We start from the raw sequence: 21,184 nt of genomic DNA, 5'->3' as shown, positions 1-21,184 counted from the left end.
GGGCACTTCGAGAAGCTCAACGTCAAGGTGTTGCGCGGCGTGCGCGCCAAGGTGCTCGACTCGGCCAAGCGGACCATCGAACTGAGCGACGGCAACACCATCGGTTTTGACAAGCTGTTGATCGCCACCGGCTCCTCGCCCGCGACGCCGCCGATCCCCGGCATCAGCGGCCCGGGCGTGCACAGCTGCTGGACGCTGGCCGACGCGCGCGCCATCGCCAACCTCGCCCAGCCCGGCGCCAAGGTGCTGCAGATGGGCGCCGGCTTCATCGGCTGCATCATCATGGAAGCACTGCAGCAGCGCGGCGTCGAACTCTCCGTCGTGGAGATGGGCGACCGTATGGTGCCGCGCATGATGGGCGCCACGGCCGGCGGCATGATCTAGGACTGGTGCGAAACCAAAGGCGTGAAGGTCTACACCGGCGCCCGGGTCGAAGCCATCGAACGCGGCACCGGCGCTGAAAAAGGCCTGCTGGGCAAGATCGCCGAGGCGGTGGGCATCGGCCAGAGCGCCATGCCCAGCGGCCAGATGAGCGTGCGCCTGTCCACCGGCCAGCAGCTCGAGGCGGATCTGGTCATCAGCGCCACCGGCGTCAAACCCAACATCGGGTTCCTGGAAAACTCCGGCGTGCGCTGCCTGGTCGGCGTGCTGACCGACGAGCACCTGCAGACCAACGTACCGGGCATTTACGCTGCGGGTGACTGCGCCGAAGCCTTCGACAAGGTCAGCGGCAAGACCATCGTCAGCGCCATCCAGCCCAACGCTGCCGAACAGGCGCGCGTGGCGGCGCTCAACATGGTCGGCCAGACCGCCGAACTCAAAGGCGTGACGCAGATCAACGTGCTCGACACCCTGGGCCTGATCTCCAGCAGCTTCGGCAACTGGGAAGGCCTGCCCGGCGGCGAGCATGTGGAGCTGACCGACAAGGCCAACCACAAGCACCTGAGCCTGCAGTTCAAGGGCGACCAGATGGTGGGCTGCAACAGCGTGGGCTGGACCGACCACGTGGGCGTGATGCGCGGCCTGGTCGAGGGGCAGGTGAAGCTGGGCGAGTGGAAGGACCGGCTGATGGCCGACCCGACCAAGCTGATGGACGCTTACCTGTCCGCGGCACAGGGCCAAGGCCACTGGAGCGGTGCGGCCGACGACCGGCGCAGGGGATGATGCGGGCATGAAGATCACCTTCAAGCTGTTTGCCACGCTGACCGATTACCTGCCGCCCGACGCGCGGCGCAGCAACCAGATCGAGCTGGACGTGGCCCCGGACGCCCCGATCAGCAAGATCATCGAGCCCTTCGGTCTGCCGCCGAAGCTCGTGCACCTGGTGCTGGTCAACGGCAAGTACATCGCGCCCGAACAGCGGCTGAGCGCACCCCTCAGCGAAGGCGATGTGCTGGCCATCTGGCCGCCCATCGCAGGCGGTTGAGGGCGGCGCGTGCAGGCCGACTATCCCGAGCGCTTCGAGCGCGACATGGGCTGCAGCGAGCCCGAGTGGCTGGGCTGGATGCCGCGTGCCATCGGCGCTCACCCCTGGCAACGCCAGGGATCGACGATCACCGTGCAAATCGGCGCGGGGCGCTTGACGCTGGACTGGCAACCCCTGCCCGAACGCCGGATCGCGCTGCTGCGCATGCAGCGCCTGCTGGTGCGTTTCGCGTTTGAAGGGCTGGACGCCGATCAGCGCAAGGCCTTCATGAAACCGTTCGATCTGAGCCTGCAGCGCGGCGGGGGCTGAGCGGTCCGGTGGCGGATACCCCCGGGAGGTGGGTACGATGGCGTTCTGTTGCCCGCCCACCGAAAGGAACCGCCATGAGCGAAAACGCCAGCGTCACCATCACCCGCCAGTCGGGCTACCAGTTTCTGGTCGATTTCGGAGAGGCCTTGCCCCAGCTGCTGGCCGATGAACCCGCGCCGCTGGGCCAGGGTACCGGCCCCGCGCCCGACCACATGCTGCTGGCCGCTGTGGCCAACTGCTTGAGCGCCAGCCTGCTGTTTGCACTGCAGAAATTCAAGCAGGACCCGGGCGCCCTCATCGCCACCGCCACACCCGAAATGGGCCGCAACGCGGACAAACGCCTGCGCATCCAGCGCATCCATGTGCAGCTGGAACTGGGCAAGACCGCGGGCGAGATCGAGCACCTGGACCGCGTGCTCGCGCAATTTGAAGAGTTCTGCACCGTGTCCATGAGCGTGCGCCAGGGCATCGCCATCGACTTGCAGGTGCGCGACGGCGCGGGCGCCGTGCTCAAGGGCTGAACGGCGTTCGCGGGATCAGGCCGCCGGGCCGAACCAGGCACCGGCCATCTTCATGCCCAGCAGCGTGAGCGCCAGCGAACCCAGCAGGTGCAGGCCGGCTGTGCCGACCGCCAGCAGGTAGCGGCCGTGCTGCAGCATGCCCACCACCTCGGCCGAGAAGGTGGAGAAGGTGGTGAGTGCGCCCAGGAAACCCGTGACCAGCGCCAGCCGCCAGGCCGGGTCCAGCTGCGTCTGGCTCTGGAAGAACACCACCGCGACCCCCACCAGCCAGGCGCCGGCCCAGTTGGCCGCCAGCGTGCCCCAGGGCAGCACGGCATGGCCCTGGTTGAGCCACAGGCTCAGCTGCCAGCGCGAGAGCGCGCCGACGCTGGCGCCCAGGCTGATGGCGATGACGTGCAGCATGGTTCAGGCGTGCGGTGGTCGATCAGAAGGGAGCGTCGCCGTCGCCGACGGCGGTGACCGCTTCCTGCTTGGGCTTGGCGGGCGGTCTCACGGGTTCGGCGCCCGGCAGTGCCGCACCGGGTTCGATCTCGCCGCCGAGCGCGTCGATCACGGCCGGGATCAGTTTCGACAGTTCGCCGGTGGCCAGGGCCACATCGGTGTCGAAGCCGCTCTCGTCGCCATTGGGCCGGTCGTCGAACACGCCTTCCAGGAAGGCCAGCTTTTTCAGCTGCATCGATTCGGTGAGCGTGAAGCCGATACGGCCTTCCCAGCTCATCGCCAGCCGCGTGGGCAGCTTGCCTTCGGCCAGGTGTTTGCGCACCTCGTCGGTCAGCAGGTGGTGGCGGGTGAACTTGACGGCGGATTTTTCTTCGTCGGCCGACTTGAGTTCGCACTCGCGTTCGACGTTGAAGCCCGCCGGCCAGTCGTTTTCGGGCTCGGTGGTCGCCAGCCATTGCGTCATGGCGGTCTGCGGCGTCATGGCGGTCTGCAGCAGCGTGACGGCCAGGCCGTCGAAAGCGCGCACCAGCGCGGTCACCACTTCGTCGTTCTTGCCCTGGCTGCCGGCGTCGGTGACCAGCAGACCGTTTGCCAGGTCGAACCAGACCCACACGCTGCCGCGGCGCGGAAAGGCCTGCGGCAACAGGGCCTGCAGCGCGTCTTCGCGCAGCTCTTTGGTTTCTTTCTTCCCGGGCTTGCGGCCGGTGGTGGCTTCGATGTGGTCGGCCGCTTCCTGCGCCTTTTCCTTGACCACGCTGCCGGGCACGGCCTTGGTCTCGATGACCAGCTTGAGGATGCGCTGGCCGGCCACGGATTCGACCAGCGGGCCATGCTCTTCACCGCGCGGTTCGGCCCAGCCGACCGACTTGTCCTGCGAGGCGCCGCAGGGCACGAAACGCGCCGCGTCCAGCGCGGCCTCCATCGACTCCAGCGTCGCTTCCCAGCCGGGCGCGATGCGGTAGATCGTCACATTCTTGAACACGGATTTCCTTCGAACAGGGGGGCCGCCAGAGTGCGGACCTCGGGTTCGATGATACCGAGCCGGTGGTCGCCGCCCGGGGCCGGTTCAGACCAGGTCCGGCAGCCCCGCCAGCCGGTGGCCGGCCGCTTCCAGCGCGCTGCGGATCGCCTGCGCGGCCGCCACGGCGCCGGGCCCGTCGCCGTGCACACAAATGCTGTGGATGGGCGTGGGCAGGCGCTGGCCGTCGGCGGTGACGATGCCGCCCGCGTCCAGCATGCGCTGCACGTGCCGCACGCAGTCGGCGGCGTCGTGCAGCACCGAGCCCGGCTGCGAACGCGGCGTGAGCTGGCCGTCGGCCTGGTAGGTCCGGTCGGCGAACACCTCGCGGGCCACCCTCAGACCGGCCGCTTCGCCCGCGCGTTCCAGCGCCGAAAGGGCGGGTGCCAGCAGGATCAGGTCGGGGTCCAGCGCCTTGATGGCGCGCGCCACGGTGGCGGCCATCGCCGCGTCGGCACAGGCCATGTTGTTCAGCGCGCCGTGCGGCTTGACGTGGCTGACACGCCCGCCTTCGGCCGCGGCCATGGCCTGCAGCGCGCCGACCTGGTAGAGGATGGTGGCTTCCAGCTCTTTGGGCGAGAGCTGCATCACCCGCCGGCCAAAGCCCTGCAGATCGGGGAAGGCGGGGTGCGCGCCCAGGCTCACGCCATTGGCGATGGCCAGCCGCACGGTCTCGCGCATCACCACCGGGTCGCCTGCGTGGAAACCGCAGGCGATGTTGGCGCTGTCGATGATCTGCAGCAACGGCGCATCGCTGCCCATGGTCCAGGCACCGAAGCTTTCGCCGAGGTCTGCGTTGAGGTTGATGGGGGTCATGGGGTGTCCTCTCCAGGGTGGGTGGCGAGCATGCCGCTGATCAGGTTGCTGCCGTACAGCGCGGCTTCGTCCACCGTGCCGGGCGGCAGGTAGGTTTCACGCGTGGCGAGCCAGCGCAGCCAGCGCTCGCGCTCGTTTTGCAGGGCGCGGTGCGCGGCCTCGGGGGTGACGGCTTCAAAGCGCACGCGGGTGCCCGGGCGCAGGTGGGCCAGGCGCGGCAGGTCGGCGGTGATGACCGTGGCGATCTTGGGGTAGCCGCCCACGGTCTGGCCGTCGGCCAGCAACACGATGGGCTGGCCGTTGGCCGGCACCTGGATGGCGCCGGGCGTCACACCGTCGGACACGATGTCGGCGGCCCCGGGCGAGGTGTGCGCCAGCGGCGCTCCTTGCAGCCGCAGGCCCATGCGGTCCTGCGCGGCGGTGGCCTCCCAGTCTTGCTGCAGGAACCGGGCGATGGCTTCTGAGGGGAAATGATCCTGCTGCGGGCCCAGCAGCACGCGCACAGGCCCTTCGCTGGGGGTCCAGGGAGAACGGCTGCGCCACTCCCGAGGATCGCTCAGCGGCCAGCTGCCGCACGGCAACGTGTCGCCCGGTCGCCAGGCACGGCCCAGGACGCCGGCAAGGCCGGCGCGCCAGTAGCTGGAGCGGCTGCCCAGCTGGGGCGGCATCCGCAGCCCGCCGGCCACGGCCAGGTAGGCGCAACCGCTCTCGGCGGTACCGAGTTGCAGCACGTCGCCTTCGAGAAGGGTGGCGCTGTGCCAGGCTTTCAGTGTCTGGCGTTGGCCGTCGGCGCGCAGGCAGGTGGCCTGGATGCGGCCCGCCAGCGCCACGCGCACAGGTCCGGCCTGGACGCGCAGAGTGGTGGCCATGCCCCGCAGCTCCAGCACCGCGTCCTCCGGCGGATTGCCGACCAGGGCGTTGGCCGACCGCGCCAGCGGGCCGTCGAGCCAGCCCGACAGCGGCAGGCCCTGGTGGCGGTGGCCGAGGCGGCCGCGGTCTTGCACGGTGGCGCCCATGCCCGGCTGCACGACGTCGAGCACGCCGTTCATGGCGGGGGGGCTTTCAGGAAGGTTTCACGCGGCAGGCCGCGCGCCAGGTCGGCCGCCAGCGCGTCATGCGTGGTGCGGTCCACCGCGGTCCAGCGCACCTCGTCACCCGCGGCCAGCATGGCGGGCTGGTCGGCGTGCCGCAGGTCGAACAGCACCGCCGGTGTGCGACCGATCAGGTTCCAGCCCCCGGGGCTTTCCCAGGGGTAGACCGCGCACATCTCCAGCGCGATGGCGACCGACTGCGCCGGTACCTTCTGGCGCGGCGAGGGCAGGCGCGGCGTGACCAGCGCAGGGGGCAGCCCCCCCATGTAGGGAAAGCCGGGCTGGAAGCCGAGCATGTAGACGCGCAAGGTGGCGCCCAGCAGTTGCTGGATCACCTCTTCGCGGGTCATTTGCTTGAGTTCGCAGACGCGCGCCAGATCGGGCGCGAGGTCGTCGTCGAAGCACACGGGCAACCACCACTGGCGGCCCGATGTGGTCGTCTGGCCACCCTCCTGTGCCATGGCCAGCAGGTGCTGACCCAGTGCCCCGGCGTCGGCTGTCCAGGGATCGAAATGCACGGTCAGCGACCGGAAAGTGGGCACCAGATCGGTCACCGGGGCCAGCAACGGATCGTCCCTGCGCGCGGCCGCCAACCGGTCGACCAGGCCCATGACGCGCGCGTTGATCGCAGCGTCGATGGCTTGGCCGAACTCCACCGTCCAGGCGCTATCGCCCAATGCCAGCAGTCGGGGTTTCATGGCGCGCTCCAGGGCAGCCTTGGAACCGGCTTGGCCGGGCCACTGGCTGCGTCCGCCCTCAAACCGGAGGCGAGACACAGGGGGGAAGCCGCGCAGCGGCGCAGGGGTGTGCTCACAGCGAAGCAGCGGAACGCGCCGCCAGGTCGTACATGCCAGAGAGCACACGCAACAGGCGCGCGAGCTCGCCAATGTCCTTGTTGAGCCCGTCGTCGGCGTGCAGCGCCTGGATCAGGCACTGCTCACGGATCTCGCGGTAGCGTTGCACGGTGGCGCTGCCGGCTTCGGTGGCGGCGTAGGTGACCTCCTTGCCCGATTTGCTGGAGCCCACCACGCCCAGGCTCACCAGCTTCTTGAGGGAGTAGTTCACCACGTGGGTGTCCTCGATGTTCATGATGAAGCAAATGTCCGACAGCCGCTTGTCGCGCGCGCGGTGCGAGACGTGGTGCAGCACCAGCACGTCCAGCGGCATCAGGTCCTTGAGGCCGGCCGCGGCCATGCAATGCACCACCCAGCGGTGAAAGGCGTTGCTGGCGACGATGAGGCCGAACTCGAATTCGCTCATTTCGGCACTTTGGGGTGACACCAGGTGCGCCGACGAGACGATGGGACTCGCGACCGGCTTGGTGACGGTGGGGCTGCTGGTTTTCGGGGCTTTGGCCATGCTTGCTCTCCTGCGTTGTGCCGCAGTTTAGATTTTTTGGTGATGATTTGCTAACGATTTGTTGACGTTAAGGGAAAACACCGAGCACAATTCGTCGTCATGGACCCTACAGTCAGTATCACCAGATCCCCGCAGGCCCAGCTTGCGGTGATTTGTTCCACCACACCCACTGGAGCTTTCATGAAACGTCGCGCTTTCCAACTTTCGATGGTCGCTGCCGCGCTGACCCTGTCGACTTCGGCTTTTGCCCAGACCAAGTGGGACCTGGCCACCGCCTACCCGGCGACCAACTTCCACACCGTCAACATCAGCCAGTTTGCTGCCGACGTGGACAAGGCCAGCGGCGGCAAGCTCAAGATCACGGTGCACGCCAACGCGGCGCTGTTCAAGGCGCCCGAAATCAAGCGTGCGGTGCAGGGTGGCCAGGCGCAGGCCGGCGAAATCCTGCTGGTGAATTACCAGAACGAGTGGCAGGTTTTTGGTGCCGACGGCCTGCCGTTCCTGGCCGACAGCTACGACGAGGCCGCCAAGCTGTGGAAGGCCCAACGACCGCTGCTGGACAAGAAGCTGGCCGAGCAGGGCATGATGGCGCTGTTCTCGGTGCCATGGCCACCGCAAGGCGTCTACAGCAAGAAGCCGCTGAACAGCGCGGCCGACCTCAAGGGCATCAAGTGGCGCGCCTACAGCCCGGCCACCGCCCGCATCGCCGAGCTGGTCGGTGCGCAACCAGTGACGGTGCAGGCGGCTGAGGTCAGCCAGGCCTTTGCCACCGGCGTGACCGAAAGCATGATGTCCAGCGGCTCCACCGGCGCCGACGCCAAGCTGTACGAACACGTCAAGTATTGGTACGACACCCAGGCCTGGCTGCCCAAGAACGCCCTGCTGGTGAACAAGAAGGCGTTCGACGAACTGGACAAGCCGACACAGGACGCGGTGCGCAAGGCGGCGGCCGACGCCGAGCTGCGTGGCTGGGAGGCCAGCAAGAAGGCCAACACCGAAAGCCTGGACAAGCTCAAGGCCGGTGGCATGCAGATCCTGCCCGCGCCCGCCCAGCTCAAGGCCGACATGAAGCAGGTGGGCGACACCATGCTCAAGGAGTGGCTGTCCAAAGCCGGTCCTGAAGGCCAGGCGCTGGTCGACGCGTTCCGCAAATAAGGCACCCCGGCACCATGCGACGCACACTCGATGCTTTGTACGACGGCTGCGCCTGGCTCGCGGCGGTGGCCATGATCGGCGTGCTGGTCATGGTGCTGCTGTCGGTGCTCGGCCGCCAGCTGGCCTTTCACCTGCCGGGCACCGACGCCTACGCAGGCTACAGCATGGCGGCGGCGGGCTTCCTCGCGCTGGCCCACACCCTTAAACGCGGCGAACACATCCGTGTCACGCTGTTGCTGGGCAAGCTTGGTGGCCGCGCTCGCCAGGGCATGGAGCTGTGGTCGCTGAGCGTGGCGGTGCTGCTGGCCGGCTTGTTTGCCTGGTTCTCGGTGCGGCTGGTGCTCCAGTCGATCGAGTTCCACGACATTTCGACCGGCAATGACGCCACGCCGCTGTGGATCCCGCAGCTGGCGATGGCCCTGGGCACCCTGATGCTGCTGGTCGCGCTGTTGGATGAGTGGGTGCTCGAAGCCCGCGGACAGCGCTCGCACAGCCAAGGTCAGGAGACCCATCATGAATGACATGGTCGTCACCGGGTTCCTGATCGTCACCCTGTTTGCCTTGCTGGGCAGCGGTGTCTGGATCGGCCTCACACTGGCCGGCGTGGCCTGGATCGGCATGGAGCTGTTCTCGTCGCGCAGCGCGGGCGATGCCATGGCCGTGACCATCTGGGGCTCGGCCAGCAGCTGGACGCTGACCGCGCTGCCGCTGTTCATCTGGATGGGCGAAATCCTGTTCCGCACCAAGCTGTCGGAAAACATGTTCAAGGGTCTGGCACCCTGGGTCAATGCGCTGCCCGGGCGGCTGCTCCACACCAACATCCTGGGCAGCACCATCTTTGCGGCGGTGTCGGGTTCGTCGGCGGCCACCTGCGCCACCATCGGCAAGATGACCATCCCCGAGCTGACCGCGCGCGGCTACCCGCCCGAGCGCGTGATCGGTTCGCTCGGCGGCGCCAGCACGCTGGGGCTGCTGATCCCGCCTTCCATCGTCATGATCGTCTACGGCGTGGCAGCCGAGGTCTCCATCGCCAAACTGTTCGTGGCGGGCGTCATCCCTGGTCTGTTGCTGGCCGGTCTGTTCAGCGGGTACCTGATGGTCTGGTCGTTGCTGAACCCGGAAAAAATCCCTGAAGCCGATGCGCACATGGGCTTTGCCGAGAAGCTGCGTGCCTCGGCCGAACTGATCCCGGTGGTGCTGCTGATCGGCGGCGTGATCGGCTCCATCTACGTGGGTGTGGCCACGGCCACGGAGGCGGCGGCCATCGGCGTCGTCGGCTCGCTGCTGCTGTCGGCTTACCAGAAGTCGTTGAACTGGCAGAACTTCAAGGACGCGCTGCTGGGCGCGACACGGCTGTACTGCATGATGGCGCTCATCCTCGCGGGTGCGGCCTTCCTCACCCTGGCCATGGGGTACATCGGTCTGCCGCGCCACCTCGCCGAATGGGTGGGGTCGCTGGGTCTGTCGCCGGGTCTGTTGCTGATCGCGTTGGCGCTGTTCTTCATCCTGCTGGGCTGTTTCCTCGACGGCATTTCCATGATCGTGCTGACCATGGGCGTGCTGATCCCGACCGTGCAAGCTGCTGGTATCGACCTGATCTGGTTCGGCATCTTCATCGTCATCGTGGTGGAGATGGCGCAGATCACGCCACCGGTGGGCTTCAATCTGTTCGTGCTGCAAGGCATGACCCGGCGCGAGATCAACTGGATCGCTCGGGTCTGCATGCCGTACTTCTTTCTCATGGTGCTGGCGGTGTGCCTGCTCTGGTGGTTCCCACAGATCGTGATGTGGCTGCCCGGGAACATGTGAGCGCCTTGCGCGTCAGGCGCGCAGGAAACGCTGCGGCCTGAACGGGTGCGGGTCGATGGTGGTGGATTCACCCAGCATCAGCTGCGCCAGCAACTCGCCCGTGCCCGGCCCGGTGGAAAAACCGATGTGCTGGTGGCCCAGCGCCAGCCAGAGTCCGGGTTGGCCGGGGCCCGCGCCGATCATCGGACGGCAGTCGGGCAGGGTGGGGCGGCTGCCCAGCCAGTCGGGTGCGGCGCTGCGATCCCCCAGGGGCAGCGCCTCGCGAGCCGCCCGTTCGGCGGCATCGAGTTGCCCCGTCCGGGGTGGTGCGTGCTGTGCATTCAGCTCCACGCCGGACGTCAGCCGCAACCCTTGCGCCATCGGCGCCAGCACATAGCCCGCTGCGGTGTCGTACACCGGGCGGTTCAGCACCGCGCCTTGCGCCGGTTGCAGGTGCCGGTGGTAGCCGCGCTCAAAGCCCATCGGCAGCCTCCACCCGAACTGCGCGCGCAAGAACTCGCGCGACCACGGGCCCAGCGCCACCACCACGTGGTCTGCGTGCAAGGTGTTCCCGCCGTCAGTGTGCAGGGTCCAGCCCGTGTCCGTGCGGTTCAAGGTGGTCGCTTCGGCCACCACCACGCGCCCACCCTGTTGCGTCAGCCAATCTGCATAGGCCCGCACCACTTCACCTGGGCTATCCACCGAGCTGGCGTCTTTCACCCACAAGGCCTTGCGAAAAATGGGCTGCAGATGGGGCTCCAGGTCGTGCAGTTCGTGGCGCTCCAGCACGGCGGTGCCCACACCGAAGCGTTCCAGGGTGTCGCGTGCGAATGCGCCGGACTCGAAGCCCGCCGCGCTGCGGTAGAGGAACAGCCAGCCCTCATCGCGGCGCCGGTGCGCCACGCCCGCCGCGTCCATCCACCGGCGGTGCACGTCACCCGAGTGGCGGATCAGGGCATCCAGTGCGGCGGTGGTTTCACGAAAGACCGGTTCTCGCGCGTTTGACAGGTAAGCCAGTCCCCATCGCCATTGGTCCAGCATCGCCAGCGGGGCGTAGCGAAAGCCAGCGCTGCGTCCTCGCAGCAGCCCTGGCAACTGCGACCACAGCCGGGGATGGTTGAACGGCATGAGGGAGCTGCGCGCCAGCACGCCCGCATTGCCGTGTGAGGTGGCCGCACCGGGACCGAGGGGGTCGAGCACCGTGACGTTCATGCCCCGATGGCGCAGCGAAAGCGCGCAAGCGACCCCCACCATGCCTGCGCCCAGTACCACGACGTGCTGTCCTGTCCGTGCCTGCGTCATCGCGCCCGGTTCCCTCTCAAGCATGTGGTGCCCGCCGGGGCACAGCCGACGGACGCAAGGGGCAGGCAATGGCCATGGGGGAAGGCGTCCAACGCCGGACGTGGTCAGAGCTCTTCGACGCGGCGGGCCGGGTAGCTGTCCCAGCCCTGGCAGCCTGGGCATTGCCAGAAGTGCTGCCGCGCCTCGAAGCCGCAGGCGGCGCAGCGGTAGCGCCTGAGCGGGGCGCTGGCTTGTTCCAGCGCGGCCTGCACCCGCTTCTGCGCCTCGGGTTCCGACAGTGTTTCGCCGGCCAGCCATTGGGTGGCGATCACCAGCGAGGGTTCGCGTTCCAGGTGCGCCAGGTAACGCGCGCGCACCGCGCCCGGGTCGGTGCTCAGGGTGGCCAATGCTTCGGTGACGTCCAGCGAGGGTGCCCGGTCGTGACAGGCCTGCAGCAGGGCCAGCACCTGGGCCTCACGGCCAGTCTGACGGGCCAGGTCGGCCATGGCGCGGGCGGCCAGCGGCAGGCCTTGTGGCGCCTGCGTGGCCAGGGTCACCAGCGCGTCCAGGGCGGCCGGCGCTTGACCGGCCTGGGCCTTCAGCGCCGACAGTGCGAGCCAGCCGCGCGGCATCTGCGGCGCCTGTTGTACGGCCTGCTCCAGCAGAGCCAGGGCCTGTTCGGTGTGGCCGCTGCGCTGCTGTTGTTCGGCCTCTTCGCACAGGTAGTGCGCCAGCCGGGTGGCGAAGCTGCCGGGCTGCGCCGCGTCCAGCCGCGCGGCGATGCGCCGGGCCTGCGGCCAGTCGCGCGAGCGCTCGTAAATGGCCAACAGTGCCAGCAGTGCCTCGCCTTCGAAGCTGCTGCCTTCGAGCTTGTGCAGTGCCGCCTCGGCGCGGTCCAGCAGACCGGCCTTGAGGAAGTCCAACGCCAGGGCGTGCTGGGCGCGCTCGCGGTCCTTACCTTTGACGTCGGCGCGGGCCAGCAGGTGTTCGTGCACCCGCACGGCGCGGTCGTAGTCGCCGCGGCGGCGGAACAGGTTGCCCAGCGCAAAGTGCAACTCGGCGGTGTCAGGGTCGCCCTGCACGGCTTCGATGAAGGCGTCGATGGCCTGGTCCTGCTGCTCGTTGAGCAGGTGGTTCAGGCCCCGAAAGTAGGCTTTGGGGGCCTGCTGGCTCTGGATGCGCAGTTGGCGCAGGTCAAACCGCGAGGCGAACCAGCCCGCCGCGAAGGCCAGGGGCAGGCCCCAGAGCAGCCAGGTCAGGTCAAGATCCATGTCGGGGAGCGTCGGGTGGTCGGGGCATCAGGGTGGCGTCGGCGCCGAAACCGGAGGGCGCGGCGGTGGCCGCGGGGGCGTGTCGGCGAGCTTTGCGCGCGCGCAGCCACAGCGGCAGCATCACGAGCACCCCCAGGAACACACCGATCACCAACACACACAGCAGCACCAGCACCAGCGGTGCCTGCCACTGGGCGCCAAAGAACAGGTGCAGCGTCACGGGCTCCTGGTTGTTCAGCGCGAAGGCGAAAAGGGCAAAAAAAATGGCTGCGTTGAGCAGCCACATCAGGTATCTCACATCGTCCCCTGTGTGGTGGGACGATTGTAGCGATCAGGCCGACTTCTTCGGCTCCCGACCCAGGATCTCGGCGGTCTTCTTGTCCACCTCTTCGCGCAGGGCCTTGCCCGGCTTGAAGTGGGGAACGCGCTTTTCCGGAATCATCACGCTCTCGCCCGAACGCGGGTTGCGCCCGATGCGGGGTGAGCGGCGGTTCACCGAAAAACTGCCAAAGCCACGGATCTCGATCCGGTGCCCTTTGACCAGGGCTTCGCCCATCGCATCGAGGATCGCCTTGACGGCGAACTCCGCATCGCGGTGGGTGAGCTGGCTGAATTTGCCGGCGAGTGCTTCGACGAGGTCGCTGCGGGTCATGTCGGTTGGGCGTGGTGCGTCGGGCACTCAGCGCAAGCGGGAGGGGAGAGAGGCTCTCCCCATCCGCTCAACGCCGAGCGCTCAACGCGTGACCTGAGATCAGTTGTTGTTGTCCAGCTTGGCGCGCAGCAGGGCGCCCAGGCTGGTGGTGCCGGCGTTGCCGGTGTTCTGGTTCAGGCTGGCCATGGCTTCGTTCTGGTCGGCCATGTCCTTGGCTTTGATCGACAGCTGGATGTTGCGGGTCTTGCGATCCACGTTCACCACCACAGCGTTGACTTCGTCGCCTTCCTTGAGCACGTTGCGTGCGTCTTCCACGCGGTCGCGGGAGATTTCCGAAGCGCGCAGGTAGCCGATGACGTCTTCGCCCAGGTCGATTTCAGCGCCCTTGGCGTCCACGGTCTTGACCTTGCCGGTCACCACGGAACCCTTGTCGTTGACCGACACGAAGGTGGTGAACGGGTCGCCGTCGAGCTGCTTGATGCCCAGGGAGATGCGCTCGCGCTCGACGTCGATGGCCAGCACGATCGCTTCGACTTCCTGGCCCTTCTTGAAGTTGCGCACGGCGGCTTCGCCGGCTTCGTTCCAAGACAGGTCGGACAGGTGCACCAGGCCGTCGATACCGGCAGCCAGACCCACGAACACGCCGAAGTCGGTGATCGACTTGATCGGGCCCTTGACGCGGTCGCCGCGCTTGGTCTGCTCGGCGAACTCGTGCCAGGGGTTGGCACGGCACTGCTTCATGCCCAGGGAGATGCGACGCTTGTCTTCGTCGATGTCCAGCACCATGACTTCAACTTCGTCACCCAGCGACACCAGCTTGGACGGGGCCACGTTCTTGTTGGTCCAGTCCATTTCGGAGACGTGCACCAGGCCTTCGATGCCCGGCTCGAGTTCCACGAACGCGCCGTAGTCGGCGATGTTGGTGATCTTGCCGAACATGCGGGTGCCTTGCGGGTAGCGGCGAGCCACGCCCATCCAGGGGTCGTCGCCCATTTGCTTCAGACCCAGGGAGACGCGGTGCTTCTCGGTGTCGAACTTCAGGATCTTGGCGGTGATTTCCTGGCCAGCCGTCACCACTTCGCTCGGGTGACGGACGCGGCGCCATGCCATGTCGGTGATGTGCAGCAGGCCGTCGATACCGCCCAGGTCCACGCACGCACCGTATTCGGTGATGTTCTTGACCACACCGTGAACGATGGAGCCTTCTTTCAAAGTCTCCATCAGCTTGGCGCGCTCTTCGCCCATGGAGGCTTCCACCACAGCACGGCGGCTCAGCACCACGTTGTTGCGCTTGCGATCGAGCTTGATGACCTTGAATTCCAGGGTCTTGTTCTCGTACGGGGTCAGGTCCTTGGTCGGACGGCTGTCGACCAGCGAGCCCGGCAGGAAGGCGCTGATGCCGTTGACCATGACCTTCAGGCCGCCCTTGACCTTGCTGGAGGTGGTGCCGGTGACGAATTCGCCGGATTCCAAGGCCTTTTCCAGGGACATCCACGAGGCCAGGCGCTTGGCCTTGTCGCGAGACAGCAGGGTGTCGCCGAAGCCGTTTTCGACCGAGTCGATGGCCACGGAGACGAAGTCGCCCACTTGCACTTCGAGTTCGCCCTGGTCGTTCTTGAACTCGGCCAGCGGCACGTAGGCTTCCGACTTCAGACCAGCGTTGACCACCACGTGGTTGTGCTCGATGCGCACGACTTCAGCGGTGATGACTTCGCCCGAGCGCATTTCAGCGCGCTTGAGGGACTCTTCAAAGAGGGCGGCAAAAGATTCAGACATGAATTTTCCTAAGGCCACACAGCGTCGGGCGCATCAAGCCGCAGCGGCTTGCACGGGAGATCGACGGTTGGGCGGCGTTTCAAATGCAGTGCGTGGCACCGCGGGGTTGGGTCAAAGAACCATCGGGCCTGCGGGCGGTGAGCACCCGGCGGGGCCTTCTGGGCCAGTGTTGTGTTCTCAGTCGCCTGAGAACACCGTTGTGCCTTGCCACCAGCCCAAAACCTGTTGCACCGAAGGTTCGATGCCCATGTCCGAGTTGTCCAGCAGCTTGGCGTCTTCGGCGGGTTTCAGGGGGGCGATGGCGCGGGTGGTGTCCCGGTGGTCGCGCATCTTGAGATCCGCCAAAAGGTCGTCGATGTTAGCAGAAACTCCCTTTGAAATCAATTGCTTATACCGGCGCTGGGCGCGCTGCTCGGCGCTGGCGGTCAGGTAGACCTTGAGCGGCGCGTCCGGGAACACGACGGTGCCCATGTCGCGCCCGTCGGCCACCAGGCCGGGCAGGCGCCGAAAGCCCAGCTGCAGCGCATGCAGTGCCTGCCGCACCGAGGGGTGCTGCGACACGCGCGAGGCCATGCCGCCGGTGGATTCGAGCCGCAGCGGGTCGGTGATGTCGCGCCCGGCCAGGAACACGCGGTGGTCCTGGAAGCGCACGGGCAGCTGGGCCGCCAGGCGCGCCAGGGCAGGCTCGTCGTCCAGATCAATGCCGGCGTCCTGTGCGGCCAGCGCGGTGGCGCGGTACAGGGCGCCGGAGTCCAGGAGGTGGTAGCCCAGGCGCTGCGCCACTTCCGAGGCCAGCGTGCCCTTGCCCGACGCGGTGGGGCCGTCGATGCAGATGACCGGGATGGCCGCTTCCGGGGTCTCGCAGACCTCGAACAGCGTTTCAAAGTAATCCGGAAAGGTCTTGGCGACGCACTTGGGGTCTTCGATGCGCACCGGCAGACCGGCCGGGTTGAAAGCGGCCAGCGAGAAGCACATGGCGACGCGGTGGTCGTCGTAGGTGTGGATGCTGCCGGTGGTCCATGCCGTGGGGGGCGTGATGCGGATGAAGTCCGCGCCTTCTTCGACCGCCGCGCCGAACTTGCGGCATTCGGCCGCCATGGCCGCGATGCGGTCGGTTTCCTTCACGCGCCAGCTGGCGATGTTGCGCAATGTGGTGGTGCCGTCGGCGTACAGCGCCATCACGGCCAGGGTCATGGCCGCATCGGGGATGTGGTTGCAGTCCAGCTCGATGGCCCGAAGTGGCCAGGCGCCGCGGCGGATGTGCAGGCGGTTGGCTTCGCCGGACACGTCGGCGCCCATCAGGCGCGCCGCTTCGACAAAGCGGATGTCGCCCTGGATGGAGGACAGACCCACGCCTTCGATGGTGATGCCGTCGGTGCCGGAGTTCGTGGCGGCGAGGGCGCCCAGCGCGATGAAGTAGCTGGCCGACGACGCATCGCCCTCGACGTGGATCACGCCCGGCGAGGTGTAGCGGCTGCCGGCGGGGATGGTGAAGTGCTGCCAGCCGTCGCGCTGCACCTGCACGCCAAAACGCGCCAGCAGGTTGAGCGTGATCTCGATGTAGGGGCGTGAGATCAGTTCGCCGACCACGTCGATCACCACGTCCTGCCGGGCCACCAGGGGCAGCGCCAGCAGCAGGGCGGTCAGGAACTGGCTGGACACATCACCGCGCACGCGGATCGGCTGGTCCAGCTTCAGGGCATGGGCCGCGCCATCGCCCAGGCGCAGGGGCGGATAGCCCTCTTGGCCCAGACAGTCCACCGGGCAGCCGAGCTGGCGCAGCGCATCCACCAAGTCGCCGATCGGGCGTTCGTGCATGCGGGCGATGCCGCTGAGTTCAAAACACCCGTCCTGCTCGCTGGCCAGCAGGGCCAGGGCGGCGGTGAGTGGCCGCATGGCGGTGCCGGCGTTGCCCAGGAACAGCGGCGCCTGCTTCACCGGCAACTGACCACCCAGACCGTGCACGCGCAGGGCGCCGTCGGGCTGCGTCTCAATGCGGCAGCCCAGTTGGGCCAGCGCCTTGAGCATGACCTGCGTGTCGTCCGAATCGAGCAGATCCACGATGTCGGTGTGGCCTGTGCTCAAGGCGGCCAGCAGCAGCACGCGGTTGGAAATGCTCTTGGAGCCGGGCAGGCGCACGGTGCCACCGGCGCTGGTCAGGTGGGGCAGGTCGAGGAAGGCGGTGGTGTACATGCGCGATTGGGCAGCGTGCGAGGCGCGGGACTGCGGCCCGCAAAGACCGGCGACCGACCCCGCAGGGCCGGTGACCGGCGTGGATCGGTCAGCCCTGGGGCTTGATGGCCGACATGCGCCAGTGCGCACGGGTACTGCTGGCGGTGTCGATCAGGGCTTCCAGCGCGTCGGGGTTGCCGGCGCTGATGGCCACTTCCAGCGCGTGCAGGGCGCGCTGGAACTGTTTGGACTGCGCCAGCAGCTCTTCCTTGTTGGACACCAGGATGTCGCGCCAGACGCTCGGGTCGCTGGCCGCGATGCGGGTGAAGTCGCGGAAACCCGGGCCGGCCAGCGACAGGAATTCCTGACCCTGCTTCTGTTCATGGATCGCGTTCATGAGCGCGAACGCGATCAGGTGCGGCAGGTGGCTCACGGCCGCGTAGGCCGCGTCGTGCGCCTCGGGCGACATCTGCTTGACGTGGCAGCCCAGCGCGGTCCAGACCTGCTGGGCTTTGTCCAGCTGGGTCGTCAGGGTGCGCTCGATGGGGGTGAGGATGACCTGGCGCCCGGTGTACAGCTCGGCGTCGGCATGCTCCACACCGGCCAGTTCTTTGCCGGCAATGGGGTGGGCGGGCACGAACACCCCCACCTGGTCCTTGAGCACGCGGCGCGCGGCGTCGATCACCTCGCGCTTGGTGGAGCCCACGTCCATCACCAGCGTGTCTCGCGTGATCAGGTGGCGGATGGCCTTGAACGTGGCCTCGGTGGCCGAGACCGGCACGGCCAGCAGCACCAGATCGGCTCCCGACACCGCCAGCAGGGCTGAGGGCGCTTCCACGTCGATCACGCCCATCTGGCGTGCTCGCTCGGTGGTCGAGGGCGACTTGCTGTAGCCCACCACGCGCTTGACCAGTCCTGCCTTTTTCAGCGCCAGGGCAAAAGACCCGCCCATGAGCCCGCAACCGATGAGGCCGAGTTGTTCGAATTTGATAGGGGTGGCGGCCATGTCATTCGCTCACCGGGTAGGCACCCAGCACTTTGTAGAAGGCGCACAGACCCTGCAATTCTTGCAGGGCGGCGGCGACGTTGGGTTGAGACGGATGGCCCGCGAGGTCGATGTAGAAGTAGTACTCCCACGGGCCCGACTTGGCCGGACGCGATTCGAAACGCGTCATCGACACGCCGTTGTTCTTCAGCGGCACCAGCAGGTCGTGCACCGCACCCGGCCGGTTGGGCACCGACACCACCAGGCTGGTGCAGTCGCGACCCGAGGCCGGCGGCGTGGCCAGCGTCTGCGGCAGGCAGATGACCAGGAAGCGCGTGCGGTTGTAGGCCTCGTCCTGAACGGCGTGAGAGACGATGTGCAGGCCAAACTGGGCTGCCGCGCGTTCACTCGCGATGGCTGCCCAGGCCGGGTTGGTGGCGGCCAGGCGCGCCCCCTCGGCGTTGCTGGACACGGCGCGCCGCTCGGCCTTGGGCAGGTGCTGGGTCAGCCAGCCCTGGCACTGGGCCAAGGCCTGCGGGTGGGCCATCACCACCTCGACAGCGTCCAGGCTGTTGACCTGGCGCAGCAGGTTGTGGCGCACCAGCAGGCTGACCTCGCCGACCACGTGCACCGGTGAACGCAGGAACAGGTCGAGCGATCGCGCGACCACGCCTTCGGTGGAGTTTTCGACGCCGACCACACCGTACTGGGCGGTGCCCGCGGCCGTGGCGTGGAACACCTCGTCGAAGCTGCTGCAGTAAATCAGATTCGCGGCGCTGCCGAAGAACTCGATGGCGGCCTGTTCGGTGAACGTGCCTTCAGGACCGAGCACGGCCACGCGCTGAGGCGCTTCCAGCGCCAGGCAGGCGGACATGATCTCGCGCCAGATGGACGCCACATGCTGGTTCAGCAGCGGGCCCTGGTTGGCGTTCTGGATCTTGTCGATCACCTGCGCCACCCGGTCGGGGCGGAAGAAGGGCGAGCCTTCCGCGCGCTTGATCGCACCTACTTGCTCTGCCACGTGGGCGCGCTGGTTGAGCAGCGAGAGCAGTTGCTGGTCGATGCTGTCGATCTGCACCCGCAAACCGGCGAGCGCTTCGGACTGGACGGGTTGCTGGCTCATGCGGAGGTCTTCTCGAAATCGCGCAGGTAGTCCACCAGCGCCTGCACGCCCGCCAGGGGCATGGCGTTGTAAATGCTGGCGCGCATGCCACCCACCGCCTTGTGGCCCTTGAGCTGCAGCAGGCCGCGCTCTTTGGCGCCGGCCAGAAAGGCGTCGTTGCGGCTTTCGTCGCGCAGGAAGAACGGGATGTTCATGCGCGAACGGCAGTCTTTGGCGACCTTGTTCACGTAGAACTCGGAACGGTCGATGAAGTTGTAGAGCAGCGTGGCTTTGGCGATGTTGCGCTCCTCCATGGCCGCGATGCCGGTGAAGGCGCCTTCTTTCTGGCGCTTGAGCCACTGGAACACCAGTCCGGCCATGTAGATGCCGTAGGTGGGCGGCGTGTTGTACATGGAACCGTTGTCGGCCACGGTCTTGTAGTCGAACGCGCTGGGGCAGATCGACAGCGCCTGTCCCAGCAGATCCTCGCGCACCACGACCAGGGTCACACCAGCGGGGCCGAGGTTCTTCTGCGCTCCGCCAAAGGCCAGGCCGACGCGCGACCAGTCCACCGAACGCGAGGCCACGTGAGACGAAAAGTCGATCACCAGCGGGGCTTTGCTGCCCAGTGCCTTGAGGTCCGGCAGCTCGTGAAACTCCACGCCGTGGATGGTCTCGTTGCTGCAGATGTGCACGTACTGCGCGTCCTTGCTCGGCTTCCAGCCGGCGGGGGAGGGCAGGGTGGTGTGGCCGTCGGCCTCGTTGCTGGCGATCACCGTGGAGGTGGCGTACTTGCGCGCTTCCTTGGCCGATTTCTGGCTCCAGCTGCCGGTGACGACGAAGTCCACCACACCACCGCGCGAAAGGTTCAGCGGCACGATGGCGTTTTCCGCCAGACCGCCGCCCTGCATGAACAGGATGCGGAAATTCGCGGGCACCACCAGCAACTCGCGCAGATCGGCCTCGGCCTGCGCGGCGATGGACATGAACTCCTTGCCGCGGTGGCTCATCTCCATCACGCCCATGCCGCTGCCGTGCCAGTCCAGCATTTCGGCGGCAGCCTGCTGCAGCACCTCTTCGGGCATCGCGGCCGGACCGGCCGAGAAGTTGTACGGACGCTGCGTCATTCGGCGTCACCCGCCGGTTCGTCGGTGCCTTCGGCTTCGGGGGCGTTGGTGTCGATGCTGGCGTCGATATTGGCGTCGTTCTCCACGATGCGCTGCAGGCCCGACAACTCGGCACCCTCGTCCAGCGCGATCAGCGTCACGCCCTGCGTCGCGCGGCCCATCTCGCGGATCTCGCTCACGCGGGTGCGCACCAGCACACCCTTGTCGGTGATCAGCATGATCTCGTCGTCGCTGTGCACCAGTGTGGCGGCCACAACCTTGCCGTTGCGCTCGCTCTGCTGGATGGCGATCATTCCCTTGGTGCCGCGGCCGTGGCGGGTGTATTCGACGATGGAGGTGCGCTTGCCGTAGCCGTTGATGGTCGCGGTCAGCACGCTTTGCTGCTCGTCTTCGGCCACCAGCATGGCGATCACGCTCTGGCTGTCCTCGATCATCATGCCGCGCACGCCGCGGGCATTGCGGCCCATGGGGCGCACATCGTTCTCATCAAAGCGAACGGCCTTGCCGCCGTCGCTGAACAGCATCACGTCGTGCTGGCCGTCGGTCAGCGCGGCGCCGATCAGGAAGTCGCCTTCGTCCAGGTCAACAGCGATGATGCCGGCCTTGCGCGGGTTGCTGAATTCGTCCAGCGAGGTCTTCTTCACCGTGCCCATGCTGGTGGCCATGAACACGTAGCGGTTGTCCGGGAAGCTGCGGGCGTCGCCGGTCAGCGGCAGCACCACGTTGATCTTCTCGCCTTCCTGCAGCGGGAACATGTTGACGATGGGGCGGCCGCGCGAGCCGCGCGAACCCGCGGGAACCTCCCAGACCTTCAGCCAATACAGGCGGCCGCGGTTGGAGAAGCACAGGATGTAGTCGTGCGTGTTGGCGATGAAGAGCTGGTCGATCCAGTCG

The 21,184-nt window shown here is 67.3% G+C and carries 22 protein-coding genes and 1 pseudogene; 7 read left to right on the top strand and 16 right to left on the bottom strand.

The window, feature by feature from the left end; translation table 11 throughout:
* The 4 genes and pseudogenes from ACR2JA_RS06350 to ACR2JA_RS06335 all read left to right on the top strand — a co-directional run.
* A pseudogene (locus ACR2JA_RS06350) lies at positions 1-1,164 on the top strand (NAD(P)/FAD-dependent oxidoreductase); the annotation flags it as partial.
* Positions 1,165-1,171: 7 nt separating this feature from the next.
* The gene (gene thiS / locus ACR2JA_RS06345) at positions 1,172-1,426 is read left to right on the top strand and encodes a sulfur carrier protein ThiS (protein WP_434008263.1); all 255 of its coding nucleotides are present in this window, start codon (positions 1,172-1,174) and stop codon (positions 1,424-1,426) included.
* Between the two features lie 9 nt (positions 1,427-1,435).
* Positions 1,436-1,735 (top strand): hypothetical protein, encoded by a 300-nt coding sequence (locus tag ACR2JA_RS06340; protein ID WP_434008262.1) that lies wholly within the window; start codon positions 1,436-1,438, stop codon positions 1,733-1,735.
* Between the two features lie 74 nt (positions 1,736-1,809).
* Entirely contained in the window at positions 1,810-2,256 is a 447-nt protein-coding gene (locus ACR2JA_RS06335) for an OsmC family protein (protein WP_434008261.1), read from the top strand.
* Positions 2,257-2,271: 15 nt separating this feature from the next.
* Here the strand turns inward: ACR2JA_RS06335 and crcB are convergent, their stop codons facing one another.
* The 6 genes from crcB to ACR2JA_RS06305 all read right to left on the bottom strand — a co-directional run bounded on the left by crcB (position 2,272) and on the right by ACR2JA_RS06305 (position 6,981).
* Complete coding sequence (gene crcB, locus ACR2JA_RS06330) at positions 2,272-2,658, bottom strand: fluoride efflux transporter CrcB (RefSeq protein ID WP_434008260.1); 387 nt, start codon at positions 2,656-2,658, stop codon at positions 2,272-2,274.
* Between the two features lie 22 nt (positions 2,659-2,680).
* Positions 2,681-3,679, bottom strand: coding sequence for a recombination-associated protein RdgC (locus tag ACR2JA_RS06325; protein WP_434008259.1), 999 nt, complete (start codon positions 3,677-3,679; stop codon positions 2,681-2,683).
* A gap of 84 nt (positions 3,680-3,763) precedes the next feature.
* Positions 3,764-4,531 carry a LamB/YcsF family protein gene (locus ACR2JA_RS06320; protein ID WP_434008258.1) on the bottom strand — a complete coding sequence of 256 codons (768 nt, stop codon included), beginning with the start codon at positions 4,529-4,531 and terminating at the stop codon, positions 3,764-3,766.
* Positions 4,528-5,580 (bottom strand): biotin-dependent carboxyltransferase family protein, encoded by a 1,053-nt coding sequence (locus ACR2JA_RS06315; RefSeq protein WP_434008257.1) that lies wholly within the window; start codon positions 5,578-5,580, stop codon positions 4,528-4,530. The genes ACR2JA_RS06320 and ACR2JA_RS06315 overlap by 4 nt, the downstream gene beginning before the upstream one ends.
* Positions 5,577-6,320 (bottom strand): 5-oxoprolinase subunit PxpB, encoded by a 744-nt coding sequence (gene pxpB / locus ACR2JA_RS06310; protein ID WP_434008256.1) that lies wholly within the window; start codon positions 6,318-6,320, stop codon positions 5,577-5,579. The genes ACR2JA_RS06315 and pxpB overlap by 4 nt, the downstream gene beginning before the upstream one ends.
* Before the next feature lie 112 nt (positions 6,321-6,432).
* Positions 6,433-6,981, bottom strand: a complete 549-nt coding sequence (locus ACR2JA_RS06305) for a winged helix DNA-binding protein (RefSeq protein WP_434008255.1) — start codon at positions 6,979-6,981, stop codon at positions 6,433-6,435.
* A gap of 180 nt (positions 6,982-7,161) precedes the next feature.
* On the opposite strand from ACR2JA_RS06305, the gene ACR2JA_RS06300 reads away from it, so the two are divergent.
* The 3 genes from ACR2JA_RS06300 to ACR2JA_RS06290 are packed head-to-tail and all read left to right on the top strand — an operon-like array spanning position 7,162 to position 9,945.
* Positions 7,162-8,136: a TRAP transporter substrate-binding protein gene (locus ACR2JA_RS06300; protein ID WP_434008254.1), complete on the top strand. Its 975-nt coding sequence runs from the start codon at positions 7,162-7,164 to the stop codon at positions 8,134-8,136.
* Positions 8,137-8,150: 14 nt separating this feature from the next.
* A complete protein-coding gene (locus ACR2JA_RS06295; RefSeq protein ID WP_434008253.1) occupies positions 8,151-8,657 on the top strand; it encodes a TRAP transporter small permease in 507 nt (168 codons plus the stop codon).
* Complete coding sequence (locus ACR2JA_RS06290; protein ID WP_434008252.1) at positions 8,650-9,945, top strand: TRAP transporter large permease; 1,296 nt, start codon at positions 8,650-8,652, stop codon at positions 9,943-9,945. Before ACR2JA_RS06295 ends, ACR2JA_RS06290 begins: the two co-directional genes overlap by 8 nt.
* 12 nt (positions 9,946-9,957) lie before the next feature.
* On the opposite strand, the gene ACR2JA_RS06285 is transcribed toward ACR2JA_RS06290, so the two are convergent.
* The 10 genes from ACR2JA_RS06285 to ACR2JA_RS06240 all read right to left on the bottom strand — a co-directional run.
* The gene (locus ACR2JA_RS06285) at positions 9,958-11,226 is read right to left on the bottom strand and encodes an NAD(P)/FAD-dependent oxidoreductase (RefSeq protein ID WP_434008264.1); all 1,269 of its coding nucleotides are present in this window, start codon (positions 11,224-11,226) and stop codon (positions 9,958-9,960) included.
* A gap of 104 nt (positions 11,227-11,330) precedes the next feature.
* Positions 11,331-12,476 carry a lipopolysaccharide assembly protein LapB gene (lapB, locus tag ACR2JA_RS06280; protein ID WP_434008251.1) on the bottom strand — a complete coding sequence of 382 codons (1,146 nt, stop codon included), beginning with the start codon at positions 12,474-12,476 and terminating at the stop codon, positions 11,331-11,333.
* On the bottom strand, positions 12,466-12,774 hold the full coding sequence (locus ACR2JA_RS06275; RefSeq protein ID WP_434008250.1) for a lipopolysaccharide assembly protein LapA domain-containing protein: 309 nt from the start codon (positions 12,772-12,774) through the stop codon (positions 12,466-12,468). Before ACR2JA_RS06275 ends, lapB begins: the two co-directional genes overlap by 11 nt.
* 33 nt (positions 12,775-12,807) lie before the next feature.
* Entirely contained in the window at positions 12,808-13,128 is a 321-nt protein-coding gene (locus ACR2JA_RS06270; RefSeq protein ID WP_310567212.1) for an integration host factor subunit beta, read from the bottom strand.
* A 99-nt stretch (positions 13,129-13,227) separates the two neighbouring features.
* On the bottom strand, positions 13,228-14,904 hold the full coding sequence (rpsA, locus tag ACR2JA_RS06265; RefSeq protein WP_434008249.1) for a 30S ribosomal protein S1: 1,677 nt from the start codon (positions 14,902-14,904) through the stop codon (positions 13,228-13,230).
* Between the two features lie 177 nt (positions 14,905-15,081).
* The gene (locus ACR2JA_RS06260) at positions 15,082-17,097 is read right to left on the bottom strand and encodes a bifunctional 3-phosphoshikimate 1-carboxyvinyltransferase/cytidylate kinase (protein WP_434008248.1); all 2,016 of its coding nucleotides are present in this window, start codon (positions 17,095-17,097) and stop codon (positions 15,082-15,084) included.
* 88 nt (positions 17,098-17,185) lie between these two features.
* On the bottom strand, positions 17,186-18,082 hold the full coding sequence (locus ACR2JA_RS06255) for a prephenate dehydrogenase (protein WP_434008247.1): 897 nt from the start codon (positions 18,080-18,082) through the stop codon (positions 17,186-17,188).
* A 1-nt stretch (position 18,083) separates the two neighbouring features.
* Positions 18,084-19,184, bottom strand: a complete 1,101-nt coding sequence (gene pheA / locus ACR2JA_RS06250) for a prephenate dehydratase (RefSeq protein ID WP_434008246.1) — start codon at positions 19,182-19,184, stop codon at positions 18,084-18,086.
* On the bottom strand, positions 19,181-20,290 hold the full coding sequence (gene serC / locus ACR2JA_RS06245; protein WP_434008245.1) for a 3-phosphoserine/phosphohydroxythreonine transaminase: 1,110 nt from the start codon (positions 20,288-20,290) through the stop codon (positions 19,181-19,183). The genes pheA and serC overlap by 4 nt, the downstream gene beginning before the upstream one ends.
* Positions 20,287-21,184, bottom strand: an 898-nt coding sequence (locus ACR2JA_RS06240) for a DNA gyrase C-terminal beta-propeller domain-containing protein (RefSeq protein ID WP_434008244.1), incomplete at its 5' end; no start/stop codon positions are given. The genes serC and ACR2JA_RS06240, both read right to left, overlap by 4 nt.

Source organism: Hydrogenophaga sp. (assembly GCF_051007235.1).
Classification (GTDB): domain Bacteria; phylum Pseudomonadota; class Gammaproteobacteria; order Burkholderiales; family Burkholderiaceae_C; genus Hydrogenophaga.
The sequence above is the reverse complement of the archived record's forward strand: the minus strand, read 5'-3'. Positions and strand labels throughout refer to the sequence as shown.